Source organism: Klebsiella sp. HMSC09D12 (assembly GCF_001808475.1).
Classification (GTDB): Bacteria; Pseudomonadota; Gammaproteobacteria; order Enterobacterales; family Enterobacteriaceae; genus Klebsiella; species Klebsiella oxytoca.
On the sequence record NZ_KV793504.1, the window covers coordinates 49,372 to 74,972 of the forward strand.

General features: G+C 53.5%; 26 protein-coding genes and 3 tRNA genes. 13 read left to right on the top strand and 16 right to left on the bottom strand.

Annotated elements, in window-relative coordinates; all coding sequences use genetic code 11:
• Position 1 precedes the first annotated feature (1 nt).
• Positions 2-448 (bottom strand): ribosomal protein S18-alanine N-acetyltransferase, encoded by a 447-nt coding sequence (rimI, locus tag HMPREF3178_RS24105; RefSeq protein WP_004108475.1) that lies wholly within the window; start codon positions 446-448, stop codon positions 2-4.
• Positions 417-830: a DNA polymerase III subunit psi gene (locus tag HMPREF3178_RS24110; RefSeq protein WP_017145042.1), complete on the bottom strand. Its 414-nt coding sequence runs from the start codon at positions 828-830 to the stop codon at positions 417-419. Before HMPREF3178_RS24110 ends, rimI begins: the two co-directional genes overlap by 32 nt.
• 158 nt (positions 831-988) lie before the next feature.
• On the opposite strand from HMPREF3178_RS24110, the gene rsmC reads away from it, so the two are divergent.
• The 4 genes from rsmC (at position 989) to HMPREF3178_RS24130 (ending at position 2,504) form a co-directional block, all read left to right on the top strand.
• A complete protein-coding gene (gene rsmC, locus HMPREF3178_RS24115; protein WP_017145043.1) occupies positions 989-2,017 on the top strand; it encodes a 16S rRNA (guanine(1207)-N(2))-methyltransferase RsmC in 1,029 nt (342 codons plus the stop codon).
• A gap of 167 nt (positions 2,018-2,184) precedes the next feature.
• Positions 2,185-2,271, top strand: a tRNA-Leu gene (locus HMPREF3178_RS24120).
• A gap of 28 nt (positions 2,272-2,299) precedes the next feature.
• Positions 2,300-2,386: transfer RNA gene (locus HMPREF3178_RS24125), tRNA-Leu, on the top strand.
• A 31-nt stretch (positions 2,387-2,417) separates the two neighbouring features.
• Positions 2,418-2,504 (top strand) — tRNA-Leu (locus HMPREF3178_RS24130).
• A gap of 19 nt (positions 2,505-2,523) precedes the next feature.
• On the opposite strand, the gene HMPREF3178_RS24135 is transcribed toward HMPREF3178_RS24130, so the two are convergent.
• Positions 2,524-2,763: a DUF1435 domain-containing protein gene (locus HMPREF3178_RS24135; protein WP_004110371.1), complete on the bottom strand. Its 240-nt coding sequence runs from the start codon at positions 2,761-2,763 to the stop codon at positions 2,524-2,526.
• A 262-nt stretch (positions 2,764-3,025) separates the two neighbouring features.
• On the opposite strand from HMPREF3178_RS24135, the gene HMPREF3178_RS24140 reads away from it, so the two are divergent.
• Both HMPREF3178_RS24140 and fhuF read left to right on the top strand, forming a co-directional pair.
• Entirely contained in the window at positions 3,026-4,072 is a 1,047-nt protein-coding gene (locus HMPREF3178_RS24140; RefSeq protein ID WP_004110370.1) for a GGDEF domain-containing protein, read from the top strand.
• A gap of 110 nt (positions 4,073-4,182) precedes the next feature.
• Complete coding sequence (gene fhuF / locus HMPREF3178_RS24145) at positions 4,183-4,971, top strand: siderophore-iron reductase FhuF (protein WP_004108480.1); 789 nt, start codon at positions 4,183-4,185, stop codon at positions 4,969-4,971.
• A gap of 42 nt (positions 4,972-5,013) precedes the next feature.
• Here fhuF and HMPREF3178_RS24150 read toward each other — a convergent pair whose 3' ends face one another.
• Positions 5,014-6,357 (bottom strand): PTS cellobiose transporter subunit IIC, encoded by a 1,344-nt coding sequence (locus tag HMPREF3178_RS24150; RefSeq protein ID WP_004108481.1) that lies wholly within the window; start codon positions 6,355-6,357, stop codon positions 5,014-5,016.
• Between the two features lie 341 nt (positions 6,358-6,698).
• Between HMPREF3178_RS24150 and HMPREF3178_RS24155 the strand changes: the two genes are divergently transcribed.
• Positions 6,699-7,157, top strand: coding sequence for a YbaK/EbsC family protein (locus tag HMPREF3178_RS24155; protein ID WP_004108482.1), 459 nt, complete (start codon positions 6,699-6,701; stop codon positions 7,155-7,157).
• Between the two features lie 13 nt (positions 7,158-7,170).
• On the opposite strand, the gene bglJ is transcribed toward HMPREF3178_RS24155, so the two are convergent.
• From bglJ to pobA, 4 genes are all read right to left on the bottom strand, one after another.
• The gene (bglJ, locus tag HMPREF3178_RS24160; RefSeq protein ID WP_004108483.1) at positions 7,171-7,851 is read right to left on the bottom strand and encodes a DNA-binding transcriptional activator BglJ; all 681 of its coding nucleotides are present in this window, start codon (positions 7,849-7,851) and stop codon (positions 7,171-7,173) included.
• Positions 7,812-8,534, bottom strand: a complete 723-nt coding sequence (locus HMPREF3178_RS24165; protein ID WP_004108484.1) for a helix-turn-helix transcriptional regulator — start codon at positions 8,532-8,534, stop codon at positions 7,812-7,814. Before HMPREF3178_RS24165 ends, bglJ begins: the two co-directional genes overlap by 40 nt.
• A 278-nt stretch (positions 8,535-8,812) precedes the next feature.
• A complete protein-coding gene (locus HMPREF3178_RS24170) occupies positions 8,813-9,682 on the bottom strand; it encodes a helix-turn-helix domain-containing protein (protein ID WP_004108485.1) in 870 nt (289 codons plus the stop codon).
• A gap of 23 nt (positions 9,683-9,705) precedes the next feature.
• The gene (pobA, locus tag HMPREF3178_RS24175) at positions 9,706-10,890 is read right to left on the bottom strand and encodes a 4-hydroxybenzoate 3-monooxygenase (RefSeq protein ID WP_016809293.1); all 1,185 of its coding nucleotides are present in this window, start codon (positions 10,888-10,890) and stop codon (positions 9,706-9,708) included.
• Positions 10,891-11,173: 283 nt separating this feature from the next.
• Between pobA and HMPREF3178_RS24180 the strand changes: the two genes are divergently transcribed.
• From HMPREF3178_RS24180 to opgB, 6 genes are all read left to right on the top strand, one after another.
• The gene (locus HMPREF3178_RS24180) at positions 11,174-11,950 is read left to right on the top strand and encodes a threonine/serine exporter family protein (protein WP_004108487.1); all 777 of its coding nucleotides are present in this window, start codon (positions 11,174-11,176) and stop codon (positions 11,948-11,950) included.
• Positions 11,941-12,414, top strand: a complete 474-nt coding sequence (locus HMPREF3178_RS24185; RefSeq protein ID WP_004108488.1) for a threonine/serine exporter — start codon at positions 11,941-11,943, stop codon at positions 12,412-12,414. Before HMPREF3178_RS24180 ends, HMPREF3178_RS24185 begins: the two co-directional genes overlap by 10 nt.
• Positions 12,415-12,522: 108 nt before the next feature.
• A complete protein-coding gene (gene dnaT / locus HMPREF3178_RS24190) occupies positions 12,523-13,062 on the top strand; it encodes a primosomal protein DnaT (protein ID WP_004108490.1) in 540 nt (179 codons plus the stop codon).
• Positions 13,063-13,064: 2 nt separating this feature from the next.
• Positions 13,065-13,802 carry a DNA replication protein DnaC gene (gene dnaC / locus HMPREF3178_RS24195; protein WP_024273697.1) on the top strand — a complete coding sequence of 246 codons (738 nt, stop codon included), beginning with the start codon at positions 13,065-13,067 and terminating at the stop codon, positions 13,800-13,802.
• 64 nt (positions 13,803-13,866) lie between these two features.
• Positions 13,867-14,361, top strand: a complete 495-nt coding sequence (locus HMPREF3178_RS24200; RefSeq protein ID WP_017145044.1) for a YjjA family protein — start codon at positions 13,867-13,869, stop codon at positions 14,359-14,361.
• 256 nt (positions 14,362-14,617) lie between these two features.
• A complete protein-coding gene (gene opgB, locus HMPREF3178_RS24205; RefSeq protein ID WP_017145045.1) occupies positions 14,618-16,909 on the top strand; it encodes a phosphatidylglycerol--membrane-oligosaccharide glycerophosphotransferase in 2,292 nt (763 codons plus the stop codon).
• 52 nt (positions 16,910-16,961) lie between these two features.
• Here the strand turns inward: opgB and HMPREF3178_RS24210 are convergent, their stop codons facing one another.
• From HMPREF3178_RS24210 to HMPREF3178_RS24245, 8 genes are all read right to left on the bottom strand, one after another.
• Positions 16,962-17,888, bottom strand: a complete 927-nt coding sequence (locus HMPREF3178_RS24210) for an Rpn family recombination-promoting nuclease/putative transposase (protein ID WP_017145046.1) — start codon at positions 17,886-17,888, stop codon at positions 16,962-16,964.
• A gap of 139 nt (positions 17,889-18,027) precedes the next feature.
• Positions 18,028-19,038 (bottom strand): SIS domain-containing protein, encoded by a 1,011-nt coding sequence (locus HMPREF3178_RS24215; protein ID WP_004110359.1) that lies wholly within the window; start codon positions 19,036-19,038, stop codon positions 18,028-18,030.
• 17 nt (positions 19,039-19,055) lie between these two features.
• Complete coding sequence (locus HMPREF3178_RS24220) at positions 19,056-20,117, bottom strand: SIS domain-containing protein (RefSeq protein WP_004108501.1); 1,062 nt, start codon at positions 20,115-20,117, stop codon at positions 19,056-19,058.
• A gap of 12 nt (positions 20,118-20,129) precedes the next feature.
• Positions 20,130-20,981 carry a PTS system mannose/fructose/sorbose family transporter subunit IID gene (locus HMPREF3178_RS24225; protein WP_004108503.1) on the bottom strand — a complete coding sequence of 284 codons (852 nt, stop codon included), beginning with the start codon at positions 20,979-20,981 and terminating at the stop codon, positions 20,130-20,132.
• Entirely contained in the window at positions 20,959-21,738 is a 780-nt protein-coding gene (locus HMPREF3178_RS24230; protein WP_004108505.1) for a PTS mannose/fructose/sorbose/N-acetylgalactosamine transporter subunit IIC, read from the bottom strand. Before HMPREF3178_RS24230 ends, HMPREF3178_RS24225 begins: the two co-directional genes overlap by 23 nt.
• Before the next feature lie 18 nt (positions 21,739-21,756).
• Positions 21,757-22,227 carry a PTS sugar transporter subunit IIB gene (locus HMPREF3178_RS24235; RefSeq protein ID WP_004108507.1) on the bottom strand — a complete coding sequence of 157 codons (471 nt, stop codon included), beginning with the start codon at positions 22,225-22,227 and terminating at the stop codon, positions 21,757-21,759.
• Between the two features lie 14 nt (positions 22,228-22,241).
• Positions 22,242-22,664: a PTS sugar transporter subunit IIA gene (locus HMPREF3178_RS24240; RefSeq protein WP_004108510.1), complete on the bottom strand. Its 423-nt coding sequence runs from the start codon at positions 22,662-22,664 to the stop codon at positions 22,242-22,244.
• 99 nt (positions 22,665-22,763) lie between these two features.
• Positions 22,764-25,529, bottom strand: coding sequence for a sigma 54-interacting transcriptional regulator (locus HMPREF3178_RS24245; RefSeq protein WP_017145047.1), 2,766 nt, complete (start codon positions 25,527-25,529; stop codon positions 22,764-22,766).
• Positions 25,530-25,601: the final 72 nt, after the last annotated feature.

The following is a 25,601-nucleotide window of genomic DNA, read 5'->3' on the forward strand; positions in this document are numbered from 1 at the left end:
CTTACATACTGATTGGCAGTGCCATAATAATGGCGTCCTCACGTCCGTCGACCGTGGGGTAATAGTTGCGGCGAATCGTCGCCTCGTTAAAGCCTAAGCTTTCATAGAGCGCGATGGCGGCGACGTTAGACGCGCGCACCTCCAGCCACAGCGTGACGACGCCGCGTTTTTCTACTTCATCAATCACCTGCTCCAGCAGCGCTCTGCCCAGACCACGACGCTGAAAAGCGGGATCGACGGCGATATTAAACAGCGTCGCCTCGTCGAGCACGATTTGCGTAATAGCAAAGGCCGCCATCTCCCCGTCTACGGACAGCTGAAGATTCAGATAGCGATCGCCCTGATTGCTGGCAAACGTCTGCTCGCTCCAGGGGAAAGCGTGGGCGCGCGTTTCAATTTGCCAGGCCCGTGGCAAATCAGCCGCGTTGAGGGTAGAAATCGTGTTCATGTGAGCAGATCTGTTGCCAGAGCGCCATGCGAGCAGGCGTACTGGTCTGAAGTTCATCGAAAGCGGGCGTGGATAGCTGCGCGCCCGCCAGCATCAGCGGCGTGTCCGTACCCAGCCGCCAGCTATTACAGCGTGCGTCCTGAGGCAACATCGCCACGCGCTCAGGCGTCAACTGCATTACCTGCTCCGGCGTCAGGGACAGCGTGCGCAGAATATCGCGGATAAGCGGTTCGGTCAGCGATGGCGGTTCTTCCGCCACCATCACCAGACGAATGTGTCCAGGAAGCGAGATAGCGATTTCACCCTGTAACGCCCCAGGACGACGCAGCGACCACTGGGTAATACCCAGCTGCTGTAATTGCCAGTCTCGTCGGGATGTCATAGCGAAACACTCCTGTTAATTAAGCGCGCAATATAGCAAATACGTCGTATTTGCGCCAACAAACTACGCGGCGGCCGGCGCGCATCCCGCCGCCAACAAAGAGGCAGGCTGAAAGATAACGTGTATAATCGGCGCCAGTCTTAATGAAGGAGTGTTTCATGTCCGCTTTTACCCCGGCAAGTGAAGTCTTGCTGCGCCACAGTGATGATTTCGAGTCCGCCCGCGTTCTGTTTGCCGGTGACCTGCAGGATGACCTGCCCGCTCGTCTGGATACGGCTGCCAGCCGCGCCCATACCCAGCAGTTTCACCACTGGCAGGTACTGAGCCGCCAGATGGCTGAAAACGCCCGTTTTAGCCTGGTCGCGGAAGCCAGCGATGTTGCCGATTGCGATACGCTGATCTACTACTGGCCAAAAAACAAACCCGAAGCTCAGTTTCAGCTGATGAATCTGCTTTCCCTGATGCCGGTCGGTATTGATATTTTCGTGGTTGGCGAAAACCGCAGCGGCGTGCGCAGCGCCGAGCAGATGCTGGCGGAATATGCGCCGCTGACTAAAGTCGACAGCGCGCGCCGCTGTGGTCTCTATCACGGTCGTCTGGAAAAACAGCCGGCCTTCGATCCCGAGCAGTTCTGGGGCGAGTATCCGCTGGAAAATCTGACGATTAAAACGCTGCCGGGCGTCTTCAGCCGCGATGGCCTGGATATTGGTAGCCAGCTGCTGCTTTCAACCCTGACGCCGCACACCAAAGGTAAAATATTGGACGTCGGCTGCGGCGCCGGCGTGCTGGCAACCGTGCTGGCCAGCCACTCGCCTAAAGTCCGCTTATCCTTATGCGACGTCAGCGCCCCGGCAGTTGAAGCCAGCCGCGCCACGCTCGCCGCTAACGGTATCGAAGGGGAAGTATTCGCCAGCAATGTATTTTCTGAAGTGAACGGCCGCTTCGATATGATTATCTCCAATCCGCCTTTCCACGATGGTCTGCAGACCAGCCTGGAAGCCGCTCAGACCCTGATTCGCGGCGCCGTTCGGCATTTGAACAGCGGCGGAGAGCTACGCATCGTCGCCAACGCCTTCTTGCCCTATCCGAATGTGCTGGATGAGATCTTCGGCTTCCATGAAGTGATTGCCCAGACGGGCCGCTTTAAGGTTTACCGGACGGTGATGACGCGTCAGGCCAGGAAATAGTCCCGCGTTTTTTCGGCGACAGCAGACGCTCGTCGCCGAACTTTACCCTCTAAGTCGCCCATTTTTGCAACAATCAATCCAACTGATACAATTAACTATTGACGAATAGCTGAAAACCACTAGAATGCGCCTCCGTGGTAACGATACTTTTATAGTGTCGATGGTATGCGAAGGTGGCGGAATTGGTAGACGCGCTAGCTTCAGGTGTTAGTGTCCTTACGGACGTGGGGGTTCAAGTCCCCCCCCTCGCACCATAATCCACGTTGATATTGCTCGCACTGGGCGAAGGTGGCGGAATTGGTAGACGCGCTAGCTTCAGGTGTTAGTGTCCTTACGGACGTGGGGGTTCAAGTCCCCCCCCTCGCACCAACGAGGCGATATCAAAAATTAAGAATACTGTGCGAAGGTGGCGGAATTGGTAGACGCGCTAGCTTCAGGTGTTAGTGTCCTTACGGACGTGGGGGTTCAAGTCCCCCCCCTCGCACCAATATTCTTACCCTTCTGCTTTATCCCATCAGCCTCAAATTCAGCAATATCAGCATTATTCCACCGATCAGCGCCACGCATGATGGCAGCAAAACAAAATGCCGTAGCTGCCGGTGCCAAATCATCATCGCTGACATCAGCATTCCCAAAGTGACCAATCCACGCCAGGCATCTACCGACAAATCGGCAAACCCGAGGGCGGCAAGCACTACGCCAGGGATCAACACGCCCCATCCACTCCCTAAAGTTCGCTGCAACATGATTTCGCCTCTCACAACGATAATGATAACCAATACCATATGATAATTTTTATCATTTGTCATCCAGGGAAAATAGCGCATCCTTATTCTTTACGTTTGCGGTAATGACATACATTCATGAAGGTGATAAATTAAACAAAATAATTTATATATTAAATTGTCTGATTATTTCGTAAAAACCTTATTTTACACACTGTTTTTTATTATTCATTCCAACCTCACATCACTTTGAATTTTAACGATTAATAATGACAACTCCGACATGACTGCACAATCCTGGCGATCCCATTACGAACAGAAATATCAGTATTCCTTACGGCTATTTTTACTGCTTAATTTGGTTTCATCCTTTTTATCTCTGGTCAGCCCGCTCTTTACCGTCATTACATTTACCCCACCTTGCTTTTTGATCGTGGCCTGCAGCGCGGTTCTGCTGCTATGGCACTGGAAATTCGCCCAGCACAAAATAAATATTCCGCTTATTTCACTGATATTTGGTCTGCTGTGGGCATGGCATGTAGCCCTAAAAGCAATGGTGATGGGCCCCCCACATTTTAACTACCTGGTCATCGCGTTATTAAGCGTGCTATTTATCGGCACCATTGCTTTTTCCAGCAATATCATTGCCTTTACGTTGCACTCGTTACCCACCTACGTGACCTGCCTGTTTCTCGGCGGAGGCGAACAGTGGTTGCGCATGTCCTGGTGCTTTGTGTTGCCGATTGCAGGGATCGCCCTGCAAAGCCTGATGCAAAAACGCAGCGATGTTTTCACCCAGGGCCTCATGGATAAACTGTTGAAAGAACGTAATACCCTTAACGATCTCAGCATGTTGGATCCTCTCACCGGCTTGTATAACCGTCGGGGCTTACAAAATCGTCTGGACACCATTCTTTCTTTGGATAGTAGCGAGCATTACGTCCTGCTGCTGGATATTGATCATTTCAAAGCCTATAACGACCACTATGGGCATATGATGGGCGACCAGGCCTTAATTCAGGTCTCCGCAGCCATTCGTAACGCCGTGCGCTCGCGCGATATTGTGGCCCGCTTTGGCGGCGAAGAGTTTATGGTGCTCTTGACCAGCAGTAGTGCGGAAAACGCCCTTCAGGCCGCGGAGCGAATCAGGCAGCGGGTCTACGATCTGAAAATCCCGCATATGTTCAATGAAAGCGTCGCGACCAATGTCACCATTAGTATCGGCATGACGCCGCTCGTAGATGCCGATATCGATAGCGCCCTGAAACGAGCGGATAACGCGCTCTATGAAGCCAAAAATATGGGGCGAAACATTATTCTCGCCAGCTAACCCCTGTATCGCGCAGCAGGGTGTCATCAGGCGGACAAATCGCTTGCCAAGCTGGCGCCCCGGCATTAACATCGGAAATCATTATCATTTAGATTTGTATCTGGCGCGCAATGGCTTACCGTTCACTTGCATTCAATAATGACCTCATCTGGCGGGCCCCGCTGCCTTCGGCTGAGCGCGAACTGGCGAATGCATTACATGACAAGATCGCTGCGCTACGTCCCCATCTGCTTGATTTTCTGAGACTAAATGAAGAAGCCCCCCATCATGCGCTGACGCTTACAGAGTGGTCGCAGCCCGCAATGCTAAGTTCCCTGTTGGCGACCTGGTCCGACCATATTTATCGTAACCAGCCGGGGAAACCCCGTGAGCAGAAACCGCTGCTTTCCCTGTGGGCACAGTGGTACATCGGTTTGCTGGTTCCGCCATTAATGCTGGCGCTGTTGAGTGAAGAGCGCGCCCTTAGCCTGGCGCCGGAGCATTTTCGCGTCGAGTTTCACGAAACCGGCCGTGCGGCCCGTTTCTGGATTGAGGTACATTCGGCGGGCGCCTCGCCGGAACAATCTGCGCAATCAAGGATGGAAAAGCTGATCGCTACGGCTCTCCAACCTGTCGTTCAGGCGCTTGAAGCCACGGGTGATATCAATGGCAAACTTATCTGGAGCAATACGGGTTACCTGATCAACTGGTATCTGGGTGAAATGAAAACCCTGCTCGGAGATGAAAAAATTGCCGCTCTGCGTCAGCACTGCTTCTTCGAAAAACAGTTTTCTGATGGCCAGGATAATCCGCTCTGGCGTACGGTCGTTTTGCGGGAAGGGCAGCTCGTCCGTCGAACCTGCTGCCAGCGCTATCGCCTGCCGGATGTTCAGCAGTGCGGGGACTGCACGTTGAAATAAACAATTGTTAAAAACGGGCGGCTATTTTAGCCGCCCGTTTTTTTATGCCGTTTGTTGACTCTCTTCCGCCATGCGCTGTGCCTCTTCGGCCTCCTGCGCCAGCAGCTGTTTCTCATACACCTTGAAGAACGGGAAGTAGATAATCGCGGAAACGCAGGCGAGAACGACGACCAGAATCGCCGCCCGGAAATCCCATCCCAGCGCCCACGCGCCGCCGATCGGCGCCGGAGCCGTCCACGGAACAACCGAAATCACCCGGCCGATAAGATCCAGCTTCATTGCCGCCCACGCCAGTACGGCGTTAACCATCGGCGCCAGCAGAAAGGGAATAAAGAACACCGGGTTCATCACGATAGGGGTGCCAAAGATAACCGGTTCGTTGATATTGAAAAGGCTTGGCACCACGCTAAGACGACCAATTGAACGCAGATGCGCCGAGCGGCTACGCAAATAGCAGAATACTAACCCCATCGTCGCCCCGGAACCGCCAATTACAATGAAGAATGTCCAGAACGCCTCCATAAAAATATGCGGCAGCGGAGCCCCCTGAGCCAGAGCCTGCTGGTTCATTCCAAGGTTAGTCAGCCAGAACATCTGCAGCATACCGGAAACAATAGCGGCACCGTGGATCCCCGCAAACCATAGCAGGTGCCCCACCAGTACCGCCAATAAAATCGCCGGCAGCGAATCCGCTGCGGAAACCAGCGGTTTAAAAATAGCCATAATGGCCTGGGGGATCAGCATATCGAAATGATGCTGGATAAGCAGACTCAAAGGATAAAGCGTCAGGACGACCACCAGTACCGGGATCAACAGATCAAAAGAGTTTTTGATCATCGGCGGCACCTGATCCGGCAGGCGAATACCAATATTATGTGCTTTAAGAAAGCGCATCATCTCAACGCAGTAAACGGCAACCAGAATCGCGGTAAAAATCCCCGTTCCGCCCAGGCTATCTACCGGCAGGTTACCGTTCGTTTTTGGCGCCGCCACCAGCAGAAAGGCCATAATCGACAGCATGGCGCACATGAAGGGATCGAGCTGATTGCTTTTTTCGTAATGCTTTCCGAGGTTATAGGCGATCGCGGCGCAGATGTAGATAGACATGATGCCCATCGTCATATCGAACGGCGTCAGAATACGCCCTTCAAACTCTTTTGCCAGATCCAGCCAGGCGCGAGCAAATCCCCAGGTGGTATCCGGCGAAAACGGCGGGTAAGCAAATACCAGAAGAAATGAACCAACAATCATAAACGGCATCGCGGAGATGAAACCATCACGAATAGCCATCACGTGACGCTGGGACGAGATGCGTCCGGCGACAGGGCTGATGTAATTCTCTACAAAGCGAAATATCAGATTAAATGCAGCATGGTTAGCAGACATGGCAGCCCTCCTGACAGGCTAGATGAACAGGCCCAACAACGATTATTTTGCCGTTGTGATGAATGCGCTTCTTCGAAGTACCCATCCGTTTGGATAAGCTACCGCCTCTACAGCTCAAGACTTTTCGATTCATCCACGGCTCTTTTGTTATAGGTGAAGCAGGGAAGTTACCTTGTCAGTATTCATATCTAAATGAATAACCGCAACCGGTTACAGTAACCGGTTGCGGCGAATGTGGAGGAGATCCAGAAATTGGAAAGATTCTTGATTATCTATCAAGGATATTTACACTTTGCGAAGCTTGTGACAGATTTTTAACAAGCCTTAATCAGGAGATTCCAATGAGTCTGCAGTCCGTGCGGCAGTTTTTTGCTGACCGCGCCCCCGATATCGAAATCATCGAACTTAATCAGAGTACGGCAACAGTAGCGTTAGCCGCGGCGGCGCATAACGTTGAACCCGGACAAATAGCAAAAACCCTCTCTTTAAAAATAAAGGAAAGGGTCGTACTTGTTGTCGCAAAAGGCGATGCACGCCTGGATAATAAAAAACTCAAGGAAGCATTCGGCGCTAAAGCGCGCATGCTGAGTAGCGATGAGGTCATTACGTTAACCGGACACCCCATTGGCGGCGTTTGCCCTTTTGGCCTGGAAGTTCCGCTGGCAGTGTATTGCGATATTTCATTAAGACAGTATCCGGAAGTGCTTCCAGCAGCAGGTTCAATACATAGCGCCGTTCGCATTTCACCCGAGCGAATGGCGCAGCTGACGGATGCTACATGGATTGACGTTTGTCTTTAATAGACGATTAGCACTACTGGGCAAGGCGCATTACCCTGGCATCATCATTGTTTGCCGATAAGCGCATTAATATATCAGCCGCGCTCAGTAGTCCCATATCAGAACTGACGCCCAGCTTGGTCATGGCATTAAATTTATGCGCCCGAATCGTTTTAATATTGCGCTCCAGCTGTGTCGCAATCTCAGGCAACGAATAGCCATAAGACATATAGCGCAGGATGGTATGTTCCGTCGGGCTCAGAATTTGACTACACATGCCCTGCTTTTGGTTTAGCGAGCTTTCATTTGCCGGGCCGCTGCGTTCGAGAAGCTGCAGCAGATGTTCCTGCAGCTGTAGCCGACAGGCTGATTTATTCAAAATGCCGTGCAGGCGTGAAGGCGTCAGATGGCTAACCAGACGCATTTCAGCTTCATCATTGGCTAAGACAATTCTTTGCATTTCAGGGCAGTAGCGTGCAATCTCATGAAGAAAGAGTAAGCTTTCAAGCCGGGATCGGCGGTTACCTGAAAGAGAAAAAATAATCGCCGAAAAATCTTTAGACTGGAACTCCCGCTTTAATGCCTGAGTATCTTTAAAGAATTGAATGCGATAATTCTTACCACTTTCATTAATTAAAATGTGGCGAAGGGCCACTTCCGTCATCGCACATTTCTCTACGATAGCGACATATCGTGCTGTGAGGTCTTTTTCCATTCAGTTTGATCTCCATAGGCTGAATAAATATTCAGCTCCTTCATTCCCTGTGCACTATTAATCCAGGCATACATCTCTGCATTGCTACGCAAAGACAAGCGGCGCATAGCACTATTTTTCTGCGCACTTATGGTTTTATTGCTCTTCTTCAATAAAGCAGCAATTTGATTAATTCCCCATCCTTTAGCGAGAAGCCGCAACACTTTTCGCTCAGAAAGCGTCAGAATGACCATTTTTTGCTGTTCGTCACCGATGTGTTCCACTTCAGGAGAGAACAATGTCTGGCTGATTCGCTCGGCGGCAAGCCCACCCGCGCGAACCACTTCGATGAGACGTTTTACCGGCTCACTGTCTGAAATTAATGTGCTTTCAGGCCGCATTAATAATTCAACCGCTAATGGGAAACAGGCGCTTCCTACCATAAAGACCCAGTGTATATCCCTGTATTGCGTCATTAAGGAGTAGTAGTGTTCACAAATATTTCTTGGATTCTCTATTTCACCGGATAAATCTGCAATAACCAGTACTGCGCGCCGCAGTTGCAGCAGGGTGAGCTCATCCTGAGAACGGCAAAAACTCAATTCATAATCGGGTAGATGCTCCCCAACAATGGCCTTCAAGCCGGACTGCATAACCGGTATTCTGCTGATAATAATGCCGAACTTACCCTGTCCTGGTAACATAAACCCTCCGCTTCCTGTCGAAGATTCACGACCGGCAGAAAAACAATTGGATGAATAACTTAATAGCCATCATATTATTTTGCCAAAATGAATCTTTATCGTCCCTGGCGAACACGCGGTACCGCGCTCTAAAGCCAATTTACATTATATGGAGTAACATATTGCAGTTATCCCCGCCAATGATTAACATTAACACAGGTAGTTGTCAGCAATAAATTAGAAATGATTAAAAGCTTCGTTAGATACGCTAACTTAAGATATATTTAATAAATCTTTTTTCATTTTATTTTGTTCCTAAATGCTTTAGGAGATTCGCCGTTATAACGACGAAAGAAACGAGAAAAATAGGCTGCATCAGTAAATCCTAAATAATCAGAAAGTTGTGCAATCGTCATACTGGTGTATTGCAGATTGCGACGCGCCTCAAGCATCAATCTTTGATGTAATACTCCCAGCGCGCTGCAGCCGTAGAATTCATGGCATAAATAATTCAGATGCGTTGCAGAAACGCCCGCCAGCTTTGCATAAGCGGCTAAGGGCATATGTTCGCGATAATGACTTTCTATTAGTCGAGAAAAATGACGCATGACGCTACGCTTGCGCTCAGCTTTGTCTGCCGTTATCGGCTGCGGGCGATGCTGCCGGTTCAACCACACCAGCAGCGCTCCCAGCAGGGAATGCAGCATCATTTCACGCGCGTCATACTCTTCGCGATACTCTTCGCGCAAAGCGGTGAATAGGGCCCGAATATGGCTCCGCGACGCCTTGACCGGCACGCATCGCGGCTGGCCGAGTACATCCAACTGACTGGCAAACTGACTTTCGAGACTTCCGAGCAGCGGCAGCGCCAGCGACAAGACGTAGCCTTCCGTACCCGGGGAAAAACGAAAACCATGAATACACAGCGCCGGAACGATCTGAATACAGGACTCCCTCATCACGGTCGTCGTACCTTCGATTTCAATTTCCGCCTGCCCTTTGTGCAGATATAGCAGCTGCACCAGCTCTGCGTGCTGATGCAGGCGGATATGCCATTCATAAAGATGGCTTCGCTGGAGTATCGACTCGCAGTGCAGCAGATCGGGCGTCGGCCAGCCCTGCTCTTCGCCATACAGTTTGAAAACGGGAATGGTACTCACTGCCTGCATCGGGACTCCTGAACGGTTTCTCTTTATGCCACGCGCTCCATCGGCAAACCGACATAGTTTTCAGCGATCGTGGTTAATCCGGCGCGTGAGCCAAGATAATAACGCCGATCCGCCGCCTGCATTTTTCTATCGAACTCGCTTTGTTGCGGGAAATCATGCAGCAGACGGGTCATAAACCAGCTGAATCTTTCGCCTTTCCATACCCTATCCAGCGCAAAACGAGAGTAGCTCGCCAGCAGGTCAACGCGACCATGGTGATAATATTCACGGAGGATGCGCCATAAATAGTTCACATCGGACGCCGCGAGATTCAATCCTTTTGCCCCGGTAGGCGGTACGATATGCGCCGCATCCCCCACCAGAAACAATCTGCCGTACTGCATCGGCTCCACCACATAGCTGCGCAGCGGCGCGATGCTCTTCTCGAGTGAGTGACCAGTCACTAACTTGCTGGACAGCTCTTCAGGGAGGCGGCGTTTGAGTTCATTCCAGAAACGCTCATCAGACCATGCCTCAACCTTTTCACTGAGCGGGACCTGGAGGTAATAACGGCTTCGAGTTAGTGAGCGCTGACTACAAAGAACAAACCCGCGTTCGTGGTGCGCGTAAATAAGCTCCGGGTTCACCGGCGGCGTATCGGCCAGCAGCCCCAGCCAGCCAAACGGCCAGACGCTTTCGTACTCTTTCAGCACCCCAGGAGGAATACTTTGACGGGACACGCCGTGAAAGCCATCGCAGCCGGCGATAAAGTCGCACTCTAAGCGGCAGTGTTCGCCATTGCTGATAAAAGAGACCGATGGTCGATCGCTCTTTGCCTCATTAATAGTGACTTCGCTGACGCCATAAATCGTCGCCGCCCCGCATTCCGCCCGCGCGGCCATCAAATCCCGCGTCACTTCAGTCTGGCCATAAACCATCACGCTTTTGCCCGCCGTCAGTTCCGTCAGCGCAACCGGTACCCGCTTGCCCTCAAACAAAAATTCGACGCCATGATGCACCAGGCCTTCAGCCTCCATTCGCCGGGCGGCGCCGGCTTCGCGCAGCAGCTCTACCGTTCCGCTTTCCAGAATGCCCGCGCGGATCCTCCCCAGCACGTACTCAGGAGTCTGTCGCTCAAGGATGACGGTTTGAATCCCGGCGTGATGTAACAACTGCCCCAGCAGGAGTCCGGATGGGCCAGCCCCGATAATCGCCACCTGTGTTTTCATAGCATCGCCTCAGTATGGTTAATTATTTGTTTGTTTTTTGTTTATTAAAAGTTTGAATTTGCATTTTTGATAAGTCTGGCGGGAAAAAGAAGGGAGAAATTGGTGCAAAAATTGTACTTTTCACCAATCTTGCGGAAGTGTGGCGGAGTTCAAATTTCAGCGCCCCTCTGGATGCGGCGGTTTTTTACACATTGTTTGATCCGGACCGCTCAGATAAAACGCAACTTCAGGTAAAAGTATCGCCAGACACTACGGCATCGGGCATCACGGACAGCAGGTATCTATGCAAGCAGATCGGGCAACTCAGCGCGCAATCACGCGATTGTGCATTCAATGTGGTCTTTTCTTATTACAACACGGAGCGGAAAGCGCGCTGGTAGAGGAGCTTTCAACCCGCCTGGGCCTGGCGCTGGGGATGGATAGCGTGGAAAGCGCCATCTCTTCTAATGCGATTGTTCTCACCACCATCAAAGATGGCGAGTGTCTGACGTCGACGCGGAAAAACAGCGATCGCGGCATCAACATGCACGTCGTCACGGAAGTTCAGCATATTGTGATTATGGCGGAACATAAACTGCTGGATTATAAAGACGTCGAAAAACGCTTCGCCCAGATCAAGCCGCTGCGCTATCCACGCTGGCTGCTGGTTTTAATGGTCGGCCTCTCCTGCGCCTGCTTTTGCAAGCTTAACAACGGCGGCTGGGACGGCGCGCTGGTCACTTTCTGCGCCAGCACGGTAGCGATGTATATTCGCCAGGTCCTGACTCATCGCTCCATGCATCCGCAAATCAACTTCTGCCTCACCGCCTTTGTCGCAACCACCATCTCCGGGCTGATGCTGCGCCTGCCGGCTTTCGCCAGCACGCCGACGATCGCGATGGCCGCCAGCGTGCTGCTGCTGGTACCCGGCTTTCCGCTGATCAATGCGGTTGCCGACATGTTTAAGGGACATATCAACACCGGCCTGGCGCGCTGGGCAATCGCCAGCCTGTTAACCCTCGCGACCTGTATTGGCGTGGTGATGGCGATGACAATGTGGGGGCTACGCGGATGGGCATAATCATTTATCTCTACGAACTGGCGCTGGATATGGTGCTGGCCGCCATCCCTGCCGTTGGGTTTGCGATGGTATTCAACGTTCCGCAGCGAGCGCTGCGCTGGTGCGCCCTGTTGGGGGCTATCGGCCACGGCTCGCGCATGGTTATGATGACGGCAGGTTTTAATATTGAATGGGCGACGTTTATGGCCGCCCTGGTGGTTGGCAGCATCGGCATCCAGTGGTCGCGCTGGTATCTGGCTCACCCGAAGATTTTCACCGTTGCTGCGGTAATCCCGATGTTCCCGGGCATCTCCGCCTATACCGCGATGATCTCTGCGGTGAAAATCAGCCATTTTGGTTACTCGGAAGAGATGATGATTATGCTGTTAAGCAATTTTCTTAAGGCTTCGTCTATCGTTGGCGCATTATCCATCGGGCTTTCTATTCCGGGACTTTGGCTGTATCGCAAGCGTCCGCGCGTCTAGCTAACCGCGCCGCCGGTTCGCCCGCGGCGCTCCTTCCTGAGCGACCTCTATGCTACTATGTGTGCAGCTACCCCTCTCTTTTTAGTTGTTCAGAGTTGAGATTGATTTATGTCTTCACGAATATTAACTACCGATTTTAGCGGTCTGGATGACTTCATGCAGGATCACGCGGCGGTGCTGGCAAAATCCACCGCCGGCGCCGTCGCCGTATTTGCCAACAACGCGCCCGCATTCTATGCGCTGACGCCGGAGCGTCTGGCGCAGCTGCTGGAGCTGGAAGCCAAATTATCGCGCCCTAATAGCGATATTGCGCTGGATGCGCAGTTTTTTGACGAGCCGACAGCGGCCCCCGTTGCGGTACCGATGGGTAAATTTCCGATGTATGCCGACTGGCAGCCGGATGCCGATTTCCAGCGTCTGGCCGCGCTGTGGGGCATCGCCCTCAGCCAGCCCGTCACGCCGGAAGAGCTGGCGGCATTTGTCGCTTACTGGCAGGCGGAAGGTAAAGTTTTTCATCATGTCCAGTGGCAGCAGAAGCTGGCGCGCAGCGTGCAGATTGGCCGGGCCAGCAACGGCGGCCAGCCGCGACGGGATGTCAACGCGATTAGCGAACCCGATAACCATATTCCACGAGGATTCCGAGGATGAGCATGAAAAATGTCGGCGATTTAATGAAGCGCCTGCAAAAGATGATGCCAGCCCATGTCGAACCCGCGTTCAAGACAGGTGAAGAGCTGCTGGCGTGGCAAAAAGAACAGGGCAAGCTGCGCTCTGAGGCGCTGGAACGCGAAAACCGCGCCATGAAAATGCAGCGTACCTTTAACCGCTCCGGCATTCGCCCGCTGCACCAGAACTGTTCGCTGGATAACTACCGGGTTGAGTGCGAGGGCCAGATGATTGCGCTGTCCAGAGCGCGCCAGTACGTTGAGGAGTTCGACGGCAATATCGCCAGCTTTATCTTCTCCGGAAAGCCGGGTACCGGAAAAAACCACCTTGCCGCCGCTATCTGCAACGAGCTGCTGCTGCGGGGGAAATCGGTATTGATTATCACCGTCGCCGATATTATGTCAGCGATGAAAGATACCTTCGGCAACCGGGAAACCAGCGAAGAGCAGCTACTCACCGATTTGAGCAAGGTCGACCTGCTGGTAATAGACGAAATCGGTATGCAAACGGAATCACGCTACGAGAAGGTCATCATTAATCAGATTGTCGATCGCCGCTCTTCGTCAAAGCGCCCAACCGGTATGCTGACGAACAGCACCATGGACGAGATGAACAAACTACTTGGCGAGCGCGTAATGGACCGTATGCGGCTTGGCAATAGCCTGTGGGTCAATTTTAACTGGGAAAGCTACCGCGATCGCGTAACCGGAAAAGAGTATTAAGATATTTCTGAACACCGCCAGCGTTATAATCTTTGCATGTTCAGCCACGGCGAAGAGTACGTCTATGAAATCTGCAAAAACGTTGTTCCGCACGGCGATAGTGGCCGGCGCTTTATTCACCTTCGGCGCCCACGCCACCTCCTGGCAGGATTCTCTCTCCAGCGCCGCAAACCAGCTCAGCAGCCAGAACGGTAGCCAGCAAAGCGGCGGGATATCCCTCTCTTCGCTGACCGGTTTGCTCAACGGCGGCAACCAGTCGTTGACCTCCAGCAGCATGAATAATGCCGCAGGGATTATGTCTTATTGCGCGAAACAGAAGCTGGCTTCAGTCACCAATACTGAAAACATCAAAAATCAGGTGCTGGATAAACTGGGTCTCAGCACACCGGAAAAACAAAAAGAAGACACCAGCTATCTTGAGGGTCTTCAGGGTTTGCTGACCAGCAAAGATGGCCAGCAGCTGAATCTGAACAACCTTGGCAGCAGCCCGCTGGCGGAAAAAGTCAAAACCAAAGCCTGCGACCTGGTCTTAAAACAGGGCGTGAGCTTCCTCTCCTGATTTATCCTCTTAATGCCGCGTTTGGCAGGTTACCCTGGCCAACGCGGCGGCAACGTCTGTTTTTTAACATCTTTGCCCGGAATCTCCTGTCTGACAGGATGTGAGGCAGATCAAAAACGGCGATTTCTAAACCAATTCTGAACCACAGCACAAATTCATGACGTTACAATTGCGGCAATATTGCGCTGCAATTACAGTGTAGCGTGGAAAAAGATCTATCTGGCCAGCAGACAACTGGCGTGAATGAGGATGAGCTGTGTCAGAGTTGTTATCCATCGCCCTGTTTCTTGCCTCGGTGATGATTTATGCATTAAAAGCCGGTCGTAATACCTGGTGGTTCGCCGCCACGCTCACGGTGCTGGGCCTGTTCGTTATTCTGAATATTACCCTCTACGCCAGCAATTACTTCACCGGCGATGGTATCAATGACGCGGTACTTTATACGTTGACCAACAGCCTGACGGGCGCTGGCGTGGGCAAATATATCCTGCCTGGCGTTGGGCTGGTCGTGGCGCTGGTCGCGGTATTTGGCGCACTCGGCTGGGTGCTCCGCCGCCGCCGGCATCACCCTCATCATTTTGGCTACAGCCTCGTGGCGCTGGTTCTGGCGCTGGCTTCAGTGGATGCCAGCCCCGCTTTTCGCCAGATTAGCGAGTTGGTTAAATCCCAGTCCCGCGATGGCGATCCTGACTTCGTGGCTTACTACAAAGAGCCATCAAAAAGCATTGCCAATCCGCAACTGAACCTGGTGTACATCTACGGCGAAAGTCTGGAGCGCACTTATTTTGATAACGACGCCTTCCCGGACCTGACGCCGGAGCTCGGTAAACTCAAAAGCGAGGGGCTGGATTTCAGCAATACCGCCCAGTTGCCCGGCACCGACTACACGATTGCCGGAATGGTCGCCTCTCAGTGCGGGATCCCGCTGTTTGCGCCGTTTGAAGGCAACGCCTCGGCCTCAGTTTCCAGCTTTTTCCCGCAGAATATCTGCCTTGGGGATATCCTGAAAAACTCGGGTTATGAGAACTACTTCGTACAGGGCGCGAATCTGCGCTTCGCCGGAAAAGATGTCTTCCTGAAGTCTCACGGCTTCGATCATCTGTACGGCGCGGAAGAGCTAAAAACCACGGTTGCCGATCCGGCCTATCGTAACGACTGGGGCTTCTACGATGATACGGTGCTTGATGAAACCTGGAAAAAATTCGAAGCGCTTTCGCAGTCCGGTAAACGCTTCTCGCTGTTTGCTTTGACGGTCGATACCCATCATCCGGATGGTTTCATCTCCCGAACCTGCCAGCGCAAAAGCTACGACATGGACGGCAAAAAGAACCTCTCCTTTAGCGCCGTCGCCTGCAGTCAGGAGCACATTGCGGCGTTAATCGAGAAGATTAAAGCTTCTCCGTGGTTCAAAAATACGGTCATCGTAGTGTCATCCGATCACCTGGCGATGAAAAACAGCGCCTGGGATTATCTGAATAAGCAGGATCGCAGCAATCTGTTTTTCGTCCTGCGCGGCGATCAACCCCAGCAGGATACGCTGGCCGTCAAACGTAATACCATGGATAACGGCGCGACGGTGCTCGATATTCTCGGCGGCGATAACTTTATTGGCCTTGGCCGCAGCAGCCTTTCCGGAGAATCGCTCTCCACCGTGTTCCTCAATATGAAAGAGAAAGTGCTGGCGTGGAAGCCGGATATCATCCGCCTGTGGAATTTCCCCAAAGAGATGAAGAACTTCACCGTTGATGCGCAGAAAAATATGATCTCCTTCTCCGGCAGCCATTTCCGCCTGCCGCTGCTGCTGCGCATCTCCGACAAACGCGTTGAGCCGCTGCCAGAAAGCGAATACTCCGCACCGTTGCGCTTCCAGCTGGCCGATTTCGCGCCGCGTGATAATTTCGTCTGGGTCGACCGCTGCTACAAGATGGGTCAGCTGTGGTCGCCGGAAGTGGCGCTCTCCACCGACTGGTGCGTATCGCAGGGCCAGCTGGGAGGCGAACAGAAAGTCCAGCGCGTCGACAAAGCCCAGTGGCAGGGTAAAACCGCGTTCAAAGATACCCTTATCGATATGGAGCGTTATAAGGGCAACGTCGATACGCTGAAGATAGTCGATAACGACATTCGCTATAAAGCCGACAGCTTCCTGTTCAACGTTGCCGGCGCGCCGGAAGAGGTGAAGCAATTTAGCGGTATCTCTCGACCGGAAACATGGGGGCGATGGTCTAACGCTCAGCTCGGCAGCGAAGTGAAAATTGAATATAAGGAGCCGCTGCCGGAGAAATTCGATCTGGTGATTACCGCCAAAGCCTACGGGCCGAATGCCAATAAGCCGATTCCGGTACGGGTAGGCAGCAGCGAACAAACGATCGTCCTGGCTAATGATGTCACCACCACTACCCTGCATTTCGATAATCCGTCGCGCAGCAGTACGTTGACGATTGCGCCGCCGGACCCGCAGTCCACGAACGAGGGCAATATTCTCGGCCACTCCCCGCGTCAGTTGGGCATCGGTATGGTTGAAATCAAAGTGGTGAAAAGCGAAGGGTAACCCCTTCCACCCGGCGGCTTTTGCGCCGGGTCGCGGTGACTGGGTGCGGATATTAGCTATGCAGCGGCTTTAACTCATCCGCTGAGAGCCCCGTAATCCGCTGAACCGTCTCGGTATCTAAACCGTTTTGCAGCATACTGCCGGCAATGCGCAACGCTTCCCGCCGGCTACCTTCCTGCAGACCTTCCAGGCGCCCTTCCTGCCGGCCTTCCTGTATCCCTTCCTGCTTGAGTTTTTGAGCGATAGACATCAACCTCTCCTCATATTGTGGCAGACGGCGGGCCAACCGGCGGAGAAACACGCTCGGATCGGCGGTGTTGCCGTACTGCAGCATATAATGAAACAGCACTCTCAACTGCCTGCGGTTAGTGTATCCCAGCATGACAAGGGTCGCCAACGACTCCGTAATCCCGCTGAGATCGCGCTGGCGAATATGCTTTTGCATCAGTTCCAGCAGCGCGACCCGCCGGTGCTGAACAATTTCATCGTCCGGTATCACCGTCACATCAACCAGCGGAAACGGACAGGCATACAGCGTCCTCGCCATCTGCGGGTCGGCAAATTCGTCCAGCCAGTTCAGGGAAAAGGGATAGGGGCTGGTCGCACCGTGATAAAAAAGCATCGGCACCACCAGCGGTAGCGTTTTGTGCCCGGCGTCGAGGTGACGCTGCATGGCGGCAATCGCATAGCGCATCAGGCGAAAAGCCATATGGTTATCCGGCGAGCTCTGATGCTCTATCACCACATACACATATCCCAGGCCGCAGGGGGTTTGTACCGACCATAGTACGTCCGAGTACCAGGCGCGCAGATCTTCATCGACAAAGCTCGCCGGTTCCAGCCGCAGGGTAGAAAAATCACATCGCTGACGGATCGCTTCCGGCAGGTGCAGCGTGAGAAAATCATTCGCCGTTTCCGGGTGGCGAAGAAATCGCTTAAAAACCGCATCATGCGGCGTTGAGGTCATCCGTTTTTTCATGGCCGTCCGCTTGCCAGAAAGAGAAGGAAAGCCGGACTCTACCATCAGTTTTTGACCCGTTGGGTTTGACGATAATTTTCTGGGAAGCGCCTCGGAGAATAGCGCGGCGGCCAGCCGGGCTGGCCGCCATCAGCATAGCTTAGTAATCAAACTGACGATAATAACGACGGATATTAAGGTCGTGTCCGGTATGATGTTCAAAGTGGGCCGCCAGCCGGTCCACCAGCAGAGTAGAAACGACACACGGCGCCATGATCCAGCGGAAAGCATCATCAATACCGTTCAGCGGATAGTCACGCGGGTCGATAACCACCAGGTGGTCGGTGATCTTCTCAGCAAAGCGCTCAACGCGCTCATCCAGCGCCCGACATTTACCCTCGCCTTTCACCAGGAACAGGGGGACCTCTTTTTCCAGTAACTCCAGGGTGCCGTGGAAAAACTCAGCCGAACTCACCGACTTGGTCCGCTTCCACTGCATCTCTTCGAGAATACACATCGAGAACAGATAGACCTCGCCCCACATTTCCGCCCCGCCGATCCACATCATATAGTCGCAGCCGTGATACTGAGCGGCAATTTTATCCGCCTGCGGATCGAACTGGCGTTTGGCCTGCAGAAGATTTTCCGGCAGCAACTCCAGCTGGCTGGCAAAACGATCGTAATGGGCGAAATCGCCGTGACGATAAATGACGCGGAAGAATAACCAGTAGAGCAGCATATATTCATATTCCACGCCGTTCTTGTGGCACATCGGAATATGCCAGCTCGCCGCCTCAGCTAATGGCGAATCGGCATTACGGGTAATGGCCACGACGCGAATCCCCTGTGCTTTGCACCATTCGGCAATGGCCACCGACTCTTTGGTATCGCCGGATTTGGATAACGTCACCACCACCGCATCTTTATTTAATTTTTTATGCCCGCGATGGATTAATTCCGCCGCCTGCTCAAGATAAACCGGCACGCCGGTTAATTCTTTAGCAAACTCATTAATTGCCATCATCGGAGCTAAAGAACCGCCTACCGAGGCGAAAAATAAGGCGCTGCAGCCGCTGTGATAAATATCGTCGGCGACGGCTTCCGCCTGTTTGCGCGCAGCGATGATTTCGCGAGCACTGGTCAGGTACTCGTCCTGATTAAAACCCAACATAGTTTTCTCCTGAATAATCAGATTTTACTTTTTAAGACGCGATCAAAATCGTCAAAAATACGTTTAGCCAGATCGATGCCTTTCAGTCCGGCGGTATGCCAGGCCAGCATCTGGACGGGAACAATCAGCAGCAGCGGCGCCAGGTGATGTTCACACGGGCAGTTTAGCGCCAGCGTCTGCGCATCCTCTTCGTCGCTCAGCGTCAGCGTAAAGGCGCGGGCAATGGACGGCGCCATATAGTCCCGCAGCGCCCGGGTCCGCCCATCCGGCGCATCTTCAATAAACAGCATCACATGGCGGCAATTCGCCTCCAGATAGGGACCATGCATATAAGCTTCCAGCTCAAAGCCGCTGGAAGGCACGCGCACCGTTTCGGTAAATTTAGTTTCAAACTCTTTCGCAACCCCAACCAGAGCACCATAGCCGGTGGCGACAAAGCGCTCGCCGCCCCGCAGCGCTTCGCCATGCCTGTCGATAAACCGCGAGGTGCGGTCAATGACATCCGGGATCGCCGCCGCCAGCCGCTGCAGTTCGGCAAGATAGCGCTGCTCCTCGGCCTCGCTGGCTTTTCCCTGGCTACGGGCGATGGTCAGCGCCATCAGCAGCAAATTCAGCACCGTCGCGCTAAACCCTCTGGTGACAAACCCCACGCTCTCAATCCCGGTGTTGATATCCAGTATCCCGTCGCAGGCCCGGGCTATCGGGCTTTGCGGATCGGAGGTCAGAGCAAAAACCGGCAGGCTCAATGCCTGTACCTTACGCATCGCCTCCAGCGTTGAGGCGCTTTTACCGCTCTGCGAAATCGCCACCACCAGATCGGTATGCGGATCGACCGCCTCGTAGTGCGTAAAGTTGTACGGCTCTTTAATCTCAACCAGGACGCCGAAGCGCTGCTCAAAGAAATAGCGCGCGCACAGGGCGGCGTTCAGCGACGACCCGGTCGCCAACAGCAGAATGCGGCGCACCGGGTGCTGGCGGGCAAAAGTCTCAATCGCCGCCAGCTTTTGCCGGTAGTCGCGCAGGATCTGCGTCAGACAGGCCGACTCCTCGCTGATATAGGTCATCATCGTTGCTACCATTTTCGACTCCTGTTAAAACAAGCCAATCCACGAACCCAGAATGCCCACCAGCGCCATCCCCCCGATAATAGAGAGCGGTTTAACCTTGCGCCCCAGCAGCCAGTAAACGATGCCGAAACTTACCAGCGGCAGCATGCAGGGCAGAATGTCGTTGATAATGTCCTGCACCTGGGTTTTCGCCTCTCCGGCGCCGAATGCGATGGGGATGGTGATATCAATCATTGAAGCGGTCATCGCCCCGACCACCATCAGGCCAATAATCGACGCGCCGTAGGTCAGGCTCTCCATCATTCCGCTCTTCTGGATGCGCTGCAGTACCCCGGTGCCCAGCACATAGCCCCAGCGGGTAAAGAACCAGCGCACCAGGATGTGCGGCACGTTAAACACCAGCAGAAACAGGATGGGACCGAGAATATTACCTTTCAGGGCCAGGCTGGTGCCGATGCCGGTGGCGATCAGGCGCAGCGTGCCCCAGAAGAAGGAGTCCCCCAGCCCGGCCAGCGGCCCCATCAGCGACGCTTTGACGTTATCAATCGCGTTGGCGTCCATGTTCTTCTGCTGGCTATTCTTCTCCTCCATCGCCGCGGTGATCCCCAGCAGCAGGGTGACGATATGCGGCGTGGTATTGAAAAACACCAGATGTCGCTTTAACGCCCCGGCCAGCTCCTCTTTGCGCGGATAGAGCTTTTTCAGCACCGGAATCAACGCGTAAACAAAGGCAAGATTCATCTGCCGCTCATAGTTCCAGGAGAACTCCATCTGGAAGGAGCGCCAGAAGACCCGGCGTAGATCGCGCGGCGTAATACGGGCCTCTTCCTGCGCCTGCGGCTGCAGAGTTTCTTCAGAAATCATCTTCGTCGTCATCGCTGACTCCTTGTTCTGTGGTCGTACGAGGTGAGCTCAACGCGGTGACGTTAACCATGACCACCGCCACAATAGCGCCGAGAATGGCGATGCCGGTTACCGGAATTTTCAGGTAGGCCATCAGCACGAAACCGAGGAAAAAGTACGGCGCAACTTTCTTATTAATCAGTAGCCTGGCGAGCATTGCGAAGCCGAGGGCCGGAATGATGCCGGTGGCGACGCTGAGCCCGTGTTTGATAAATTCCGGGATCGTGTCAAGCAGGGATTTCACCGCATTGCTGCCGACCAGGAATGACACGGTGACCACCGTGGCGAGCATCAGCGACAGCCCGAAGCCAGCAATCAAATGCATACGTTCAATGCCGCGGGTATCCGCCCGCTCCGCATAGCCGTCAGCCTTCTGGCTGAGCATCGGAATAAACATCCCCAGATAGACGTTTTTCAGGATCAGCGTCAGGGTGGCGATGGGCAGTCCAAGCAGCAGCGCCGTTTCCGTTCCCGCGCCGGAGGTAATGGCGAACGCCACGCCGAGAATACCGCCGGTTACTACATCAGGCGGAATCGATGCGCCGACCGAGAAAGAGCCAATAAAGGCCAGCTCAAGCGTCGCGCCCATGATGACGCCGGTTTGTACATCCCCCAGCACCAGCCCGGTCAGCAGCCCGGTCACGATAGGCCGCGAAATCAGCGACGTTCCTAATGCATATTCCGATTGCGCGATAAACGCCACCAGCCCCAGTAAGAGAGCCTCTACCATAATCTGTCCTCCGCGGAATTAAACGCATTCCGCAAAAAGCTGTTTGCGGTCGTTAGGGACCTGGCGAATCTCAACTTCGACGCCTTTCCCAACCAGTTGCTGCAGTTGCTCTATTTCCTCCGGGAGTAAATTAATCGCCTTAGAGATATTTTTACTGCCCTCTTTGGCTTTAATTCCGCCGAGATTAATACTTTTAATTTCCTCGACGGCGCTGGCAATCCGCCAGGCATCATTTACCGATTCCACGACGATAAACAGATTATATTTGTCGGTCACGCCGCTTTTTATCGATTCAATAGAGTCGTTAATATTTTTAATCACCAGTTTGACTGAAGGGGGTTTAGCGAGCTTAATCGTCGTTTTCCGTAGCTCATCATCTGGGACATTATCGTTGGCAATTAAAATGCAATCAGCGCCGACATACTGCGTCCAGGAAAAGGCAACCTGGCCGTGAAGTAATCGATGGTCAACCCTTAATAGCGTAATCATAGTGTTCCCTCATTTCAGAAGTCTTTATCAATAGTCATTGCACTGGCAATCGTCTGATTGCAGTACTGAATGCTCTCTTTGGCGCTTATTAATGCTTCAGAAATTAATTTTTCGGTATTCTCTTCGCCAGCTGAAATGAGCAAATCAATAATCAACGGCAGATTTAAGCCGGACAATAAATGAAAGTGCGGGCGCGATAGAAAGCGCACAAATTCATTATTGACGCTACCGGCGAAAATATCCGTAATCACAATCAGCTCATCCTGGGCGGGAAAACGCGCCAGCAGCGTCTCCACCTGCTGCGTGAGGTCGGCCTCCTCCTCGACGTAGGCGCACAGGGTATGAATATCCGGCTGTTTACCGAGGATCAGCTCCACGGAGTTCAGCAAACCGTTAGCAAAGGTGCCATGGCTGGCAAAAATATAGTGTCGTTTCATCCTTACCTCGAAAGCGCATTCCACTGCTTTCTTGATTGCAACCGGCGTGCCAGAAACAGTGGCGCGCCGGCTAGCGCAAGGATCAACTAATGAAGGGGATTAAAACTCTTGATCTTCCTGAATAAATTCAGTTTCCCGCGTCAGAATATCGTGAATGTAGTACAGCTCTACGGCGGGGATTTTGACACTATATCCACTCTCTATGACACTAAAAGCCTCGCGGAGCGTCGCCAGCTCGCTCTGCGGACACTGCCTTCCGGAATAATGGGATGGCGAGGCGTTGCGGATCAGGCGCTCTATCAGACAGCTGATATGCACATACAGCGCTACCTTGCGATCGTTAGGCACATCGCAGCCGGCCAGATGCTCATAGCGCAGTAAAAACTGCTCAACCTGATTGATCACTTTACCGGTATCGAGGATCGTCACCGACTCGATCACCCGGCGCAGCGAGAAATTCTTCAGGATCAGGTTATTGATTTCGCTGACCTGCTCAGCGGTGGCCAGCTCGCCGAAGATGCGCATCAGCGGGCGGCTCCCTTCGCCGGAGATTAACGAATCCAGCGAAATCCACGGCAGATCGGCAAGCTGCGGGTCCAGGGTTCCGACGATCGCCAGCACCTCATAGCGGCTCAGCATCGGCTGCCGCCGCGCGGGATCGGCGAGCGTCTCCACATCGCATGCCACAATATCGATCCCCAGCGCTTCAGGGATGCTGGCTTTTAACAGCGCCGACAGATTCGCCGCCGCTCCCAGGCCGGTGGCGCAGGTCGTAAGAATCGCCCGCGGTTTGTCCGCTTGCGGGTAATAGAGCTGATGCTCGATCGCGAGGTCACCGCGGATCTCCCGGACGATATCTTCCAGCATGTCGCCCAGCAAAATTCGCTCGCCGACGTACATCGCCATCCCGGTCGAGACGTTATTAATTATCGCCATCGGCGTCGTCAGCCGACGGTTAAAATGGCTATGAATGGCGTTCAGCGAACCCATATCGACCAGGATGACCAGTCCGGAGGCCAGCGCGTGACTCTCAATATAGGCCATCACCTGGTTAGCAATAGCCTCCGGCGTGACATCAAGCGGCATATCGAATGACTCAAACAGCTGGCTTTTCAGCAACCGGTTCGCCACGTTAGCGATACTGCTGGCGGTGGCGTAACCGTGGGCGAGGATAATTGCCCGGGTCACCTGCTGCTGGCTAATGGCGCCATTTTTCTGTAACCACAGCACCAGTAACAACAGGTCAATACGTCGGGGTTCAATGTCCAGCTTCAGCGCCAGCGCGGCGAGGATCTCTTCACAAAAGCGATACAGCAACGGATATTTTTGCGCCAGGAAATCCTCCAGCTGGCGGCTTTTCTCGTTGCTCATCGTCGACTGCGCCTGGCGGGAACGATGAATCAGGTAGTGGCTTAGAGCATAAATACAGTTGCCGTTAAACTGGATATTGAAGCGCTTTTCAAGGCGATAAAATTCCTCCCGCACCTGATGCGTTATCAGCAGCAGCATATGCGAACTCTGGGTATCGTGATTATCAAATATCAGCCGATCGAAGAGGGTTTCAATCTCCTCGCCCATGCTTTTTTGCGCTTCTTCCCAGAGCCTTTTTTTGCTCAGCACCGCCTCATACAGCGCGAGAACGCGGCACTGAGTATCATAAATCAGCCCCTGAACCGGGTCGCGCGCGCGCAGCAGCCAGACCAGGCTGGTCTGCGGTTCGATAAGCAGCGGCTCTTCATGGCCCATCGGTTCACTAAGCGCCGGCGTCGCGGCCATGATATTTTCCGGCAGATCGTGCAGCGTGACGTTCAGCTTCTCGCTGCCCGGAGCCCTGGCCCAGGCTGACGCAACGGCGTACTTAATCACGTTTTTTAGCTCACCGACGTTACCGCGATATACGTAGTGCGTCAGCACCTGCAAAAGCCGGGGCGTCAGCTGCAGCCGGGCGGCGAGCGTGCGCGCCTCCTGCCAGAAAAACTGCAGCGTGAGCGCTTCTTTCTCGTGGCGGCTGCGGGTCTGTAAATCAGGCAGGCTAACGAGGATCGGGATACGACGAATAAAGGTGGTCAGAAACGTGCTGTGAATATCTTCGGTAGTGGCAAACACCAGCCGCAGGGATATCGGCATCCCCTGCGCCGTTTCTCCCAGCCGATAGATCTCTTTGCGATCCAGCCAGGTGAAGAGCTTCTCCTGTCCCTGCGCATCCAGGCGGTGGACTTCATCGAGAAACAGCACGCCGCCGTTTGCCGCTTCAAACGCCCCGGCTTTATCGCCCTGCGCGCCGGTAAACGCGCCTTTCACGTAGCCAAACAGGTTGGCGGCCAGCAGCTCCGGGTTGCTGGCATACTGGGCGCAGTTGAAGCTGACAAAGGGCGCATCGGGCGGCAGCAGTCCCTGGGCGATGGCAAACTCATGCATCAGCTCCGCCATATAGCTTTTGCCAGTTCCGCTGTCGCCGACGATCAGTAGCGGCAGGCCACCGTTGGGATAAAACAGCGCGGTTTTCATCTGTTCGATCGGCTTGCGCAGGCTACCGTCATGGCCGGTAAGCAATGAAAAATGATCCGCCTGCTCCGGCTGTCGATCGCTCTCCGCGAGCAGCTCCACCATGCTGGCGTACTCGCTGCGGGAAAGGGGGAAAAACTGCTGGCAGAAGGCGGCTTTATGGAGAAAATAGACCGGACGGGTATTAATCTTTACCAGCACATCCTGGGCCACCAGCTGATTCAGATAGTGGCTGGCGGTATTTCTTTGCATGGCAAAACGCCGGGCCAGGTAGCCGGCGGTGAAGACCTCGCTCAGGTTATCCGGATCAAAAAAATCGGTCTGATTTTGCAGAAAAGCCAATAGTTCCGTTTTACGCATCGCATCCCCCTCTTCACCTTACAGGGGCTTATGATGCGGGAAATCCGCCAACCATTGGCGCTTAATTTATTT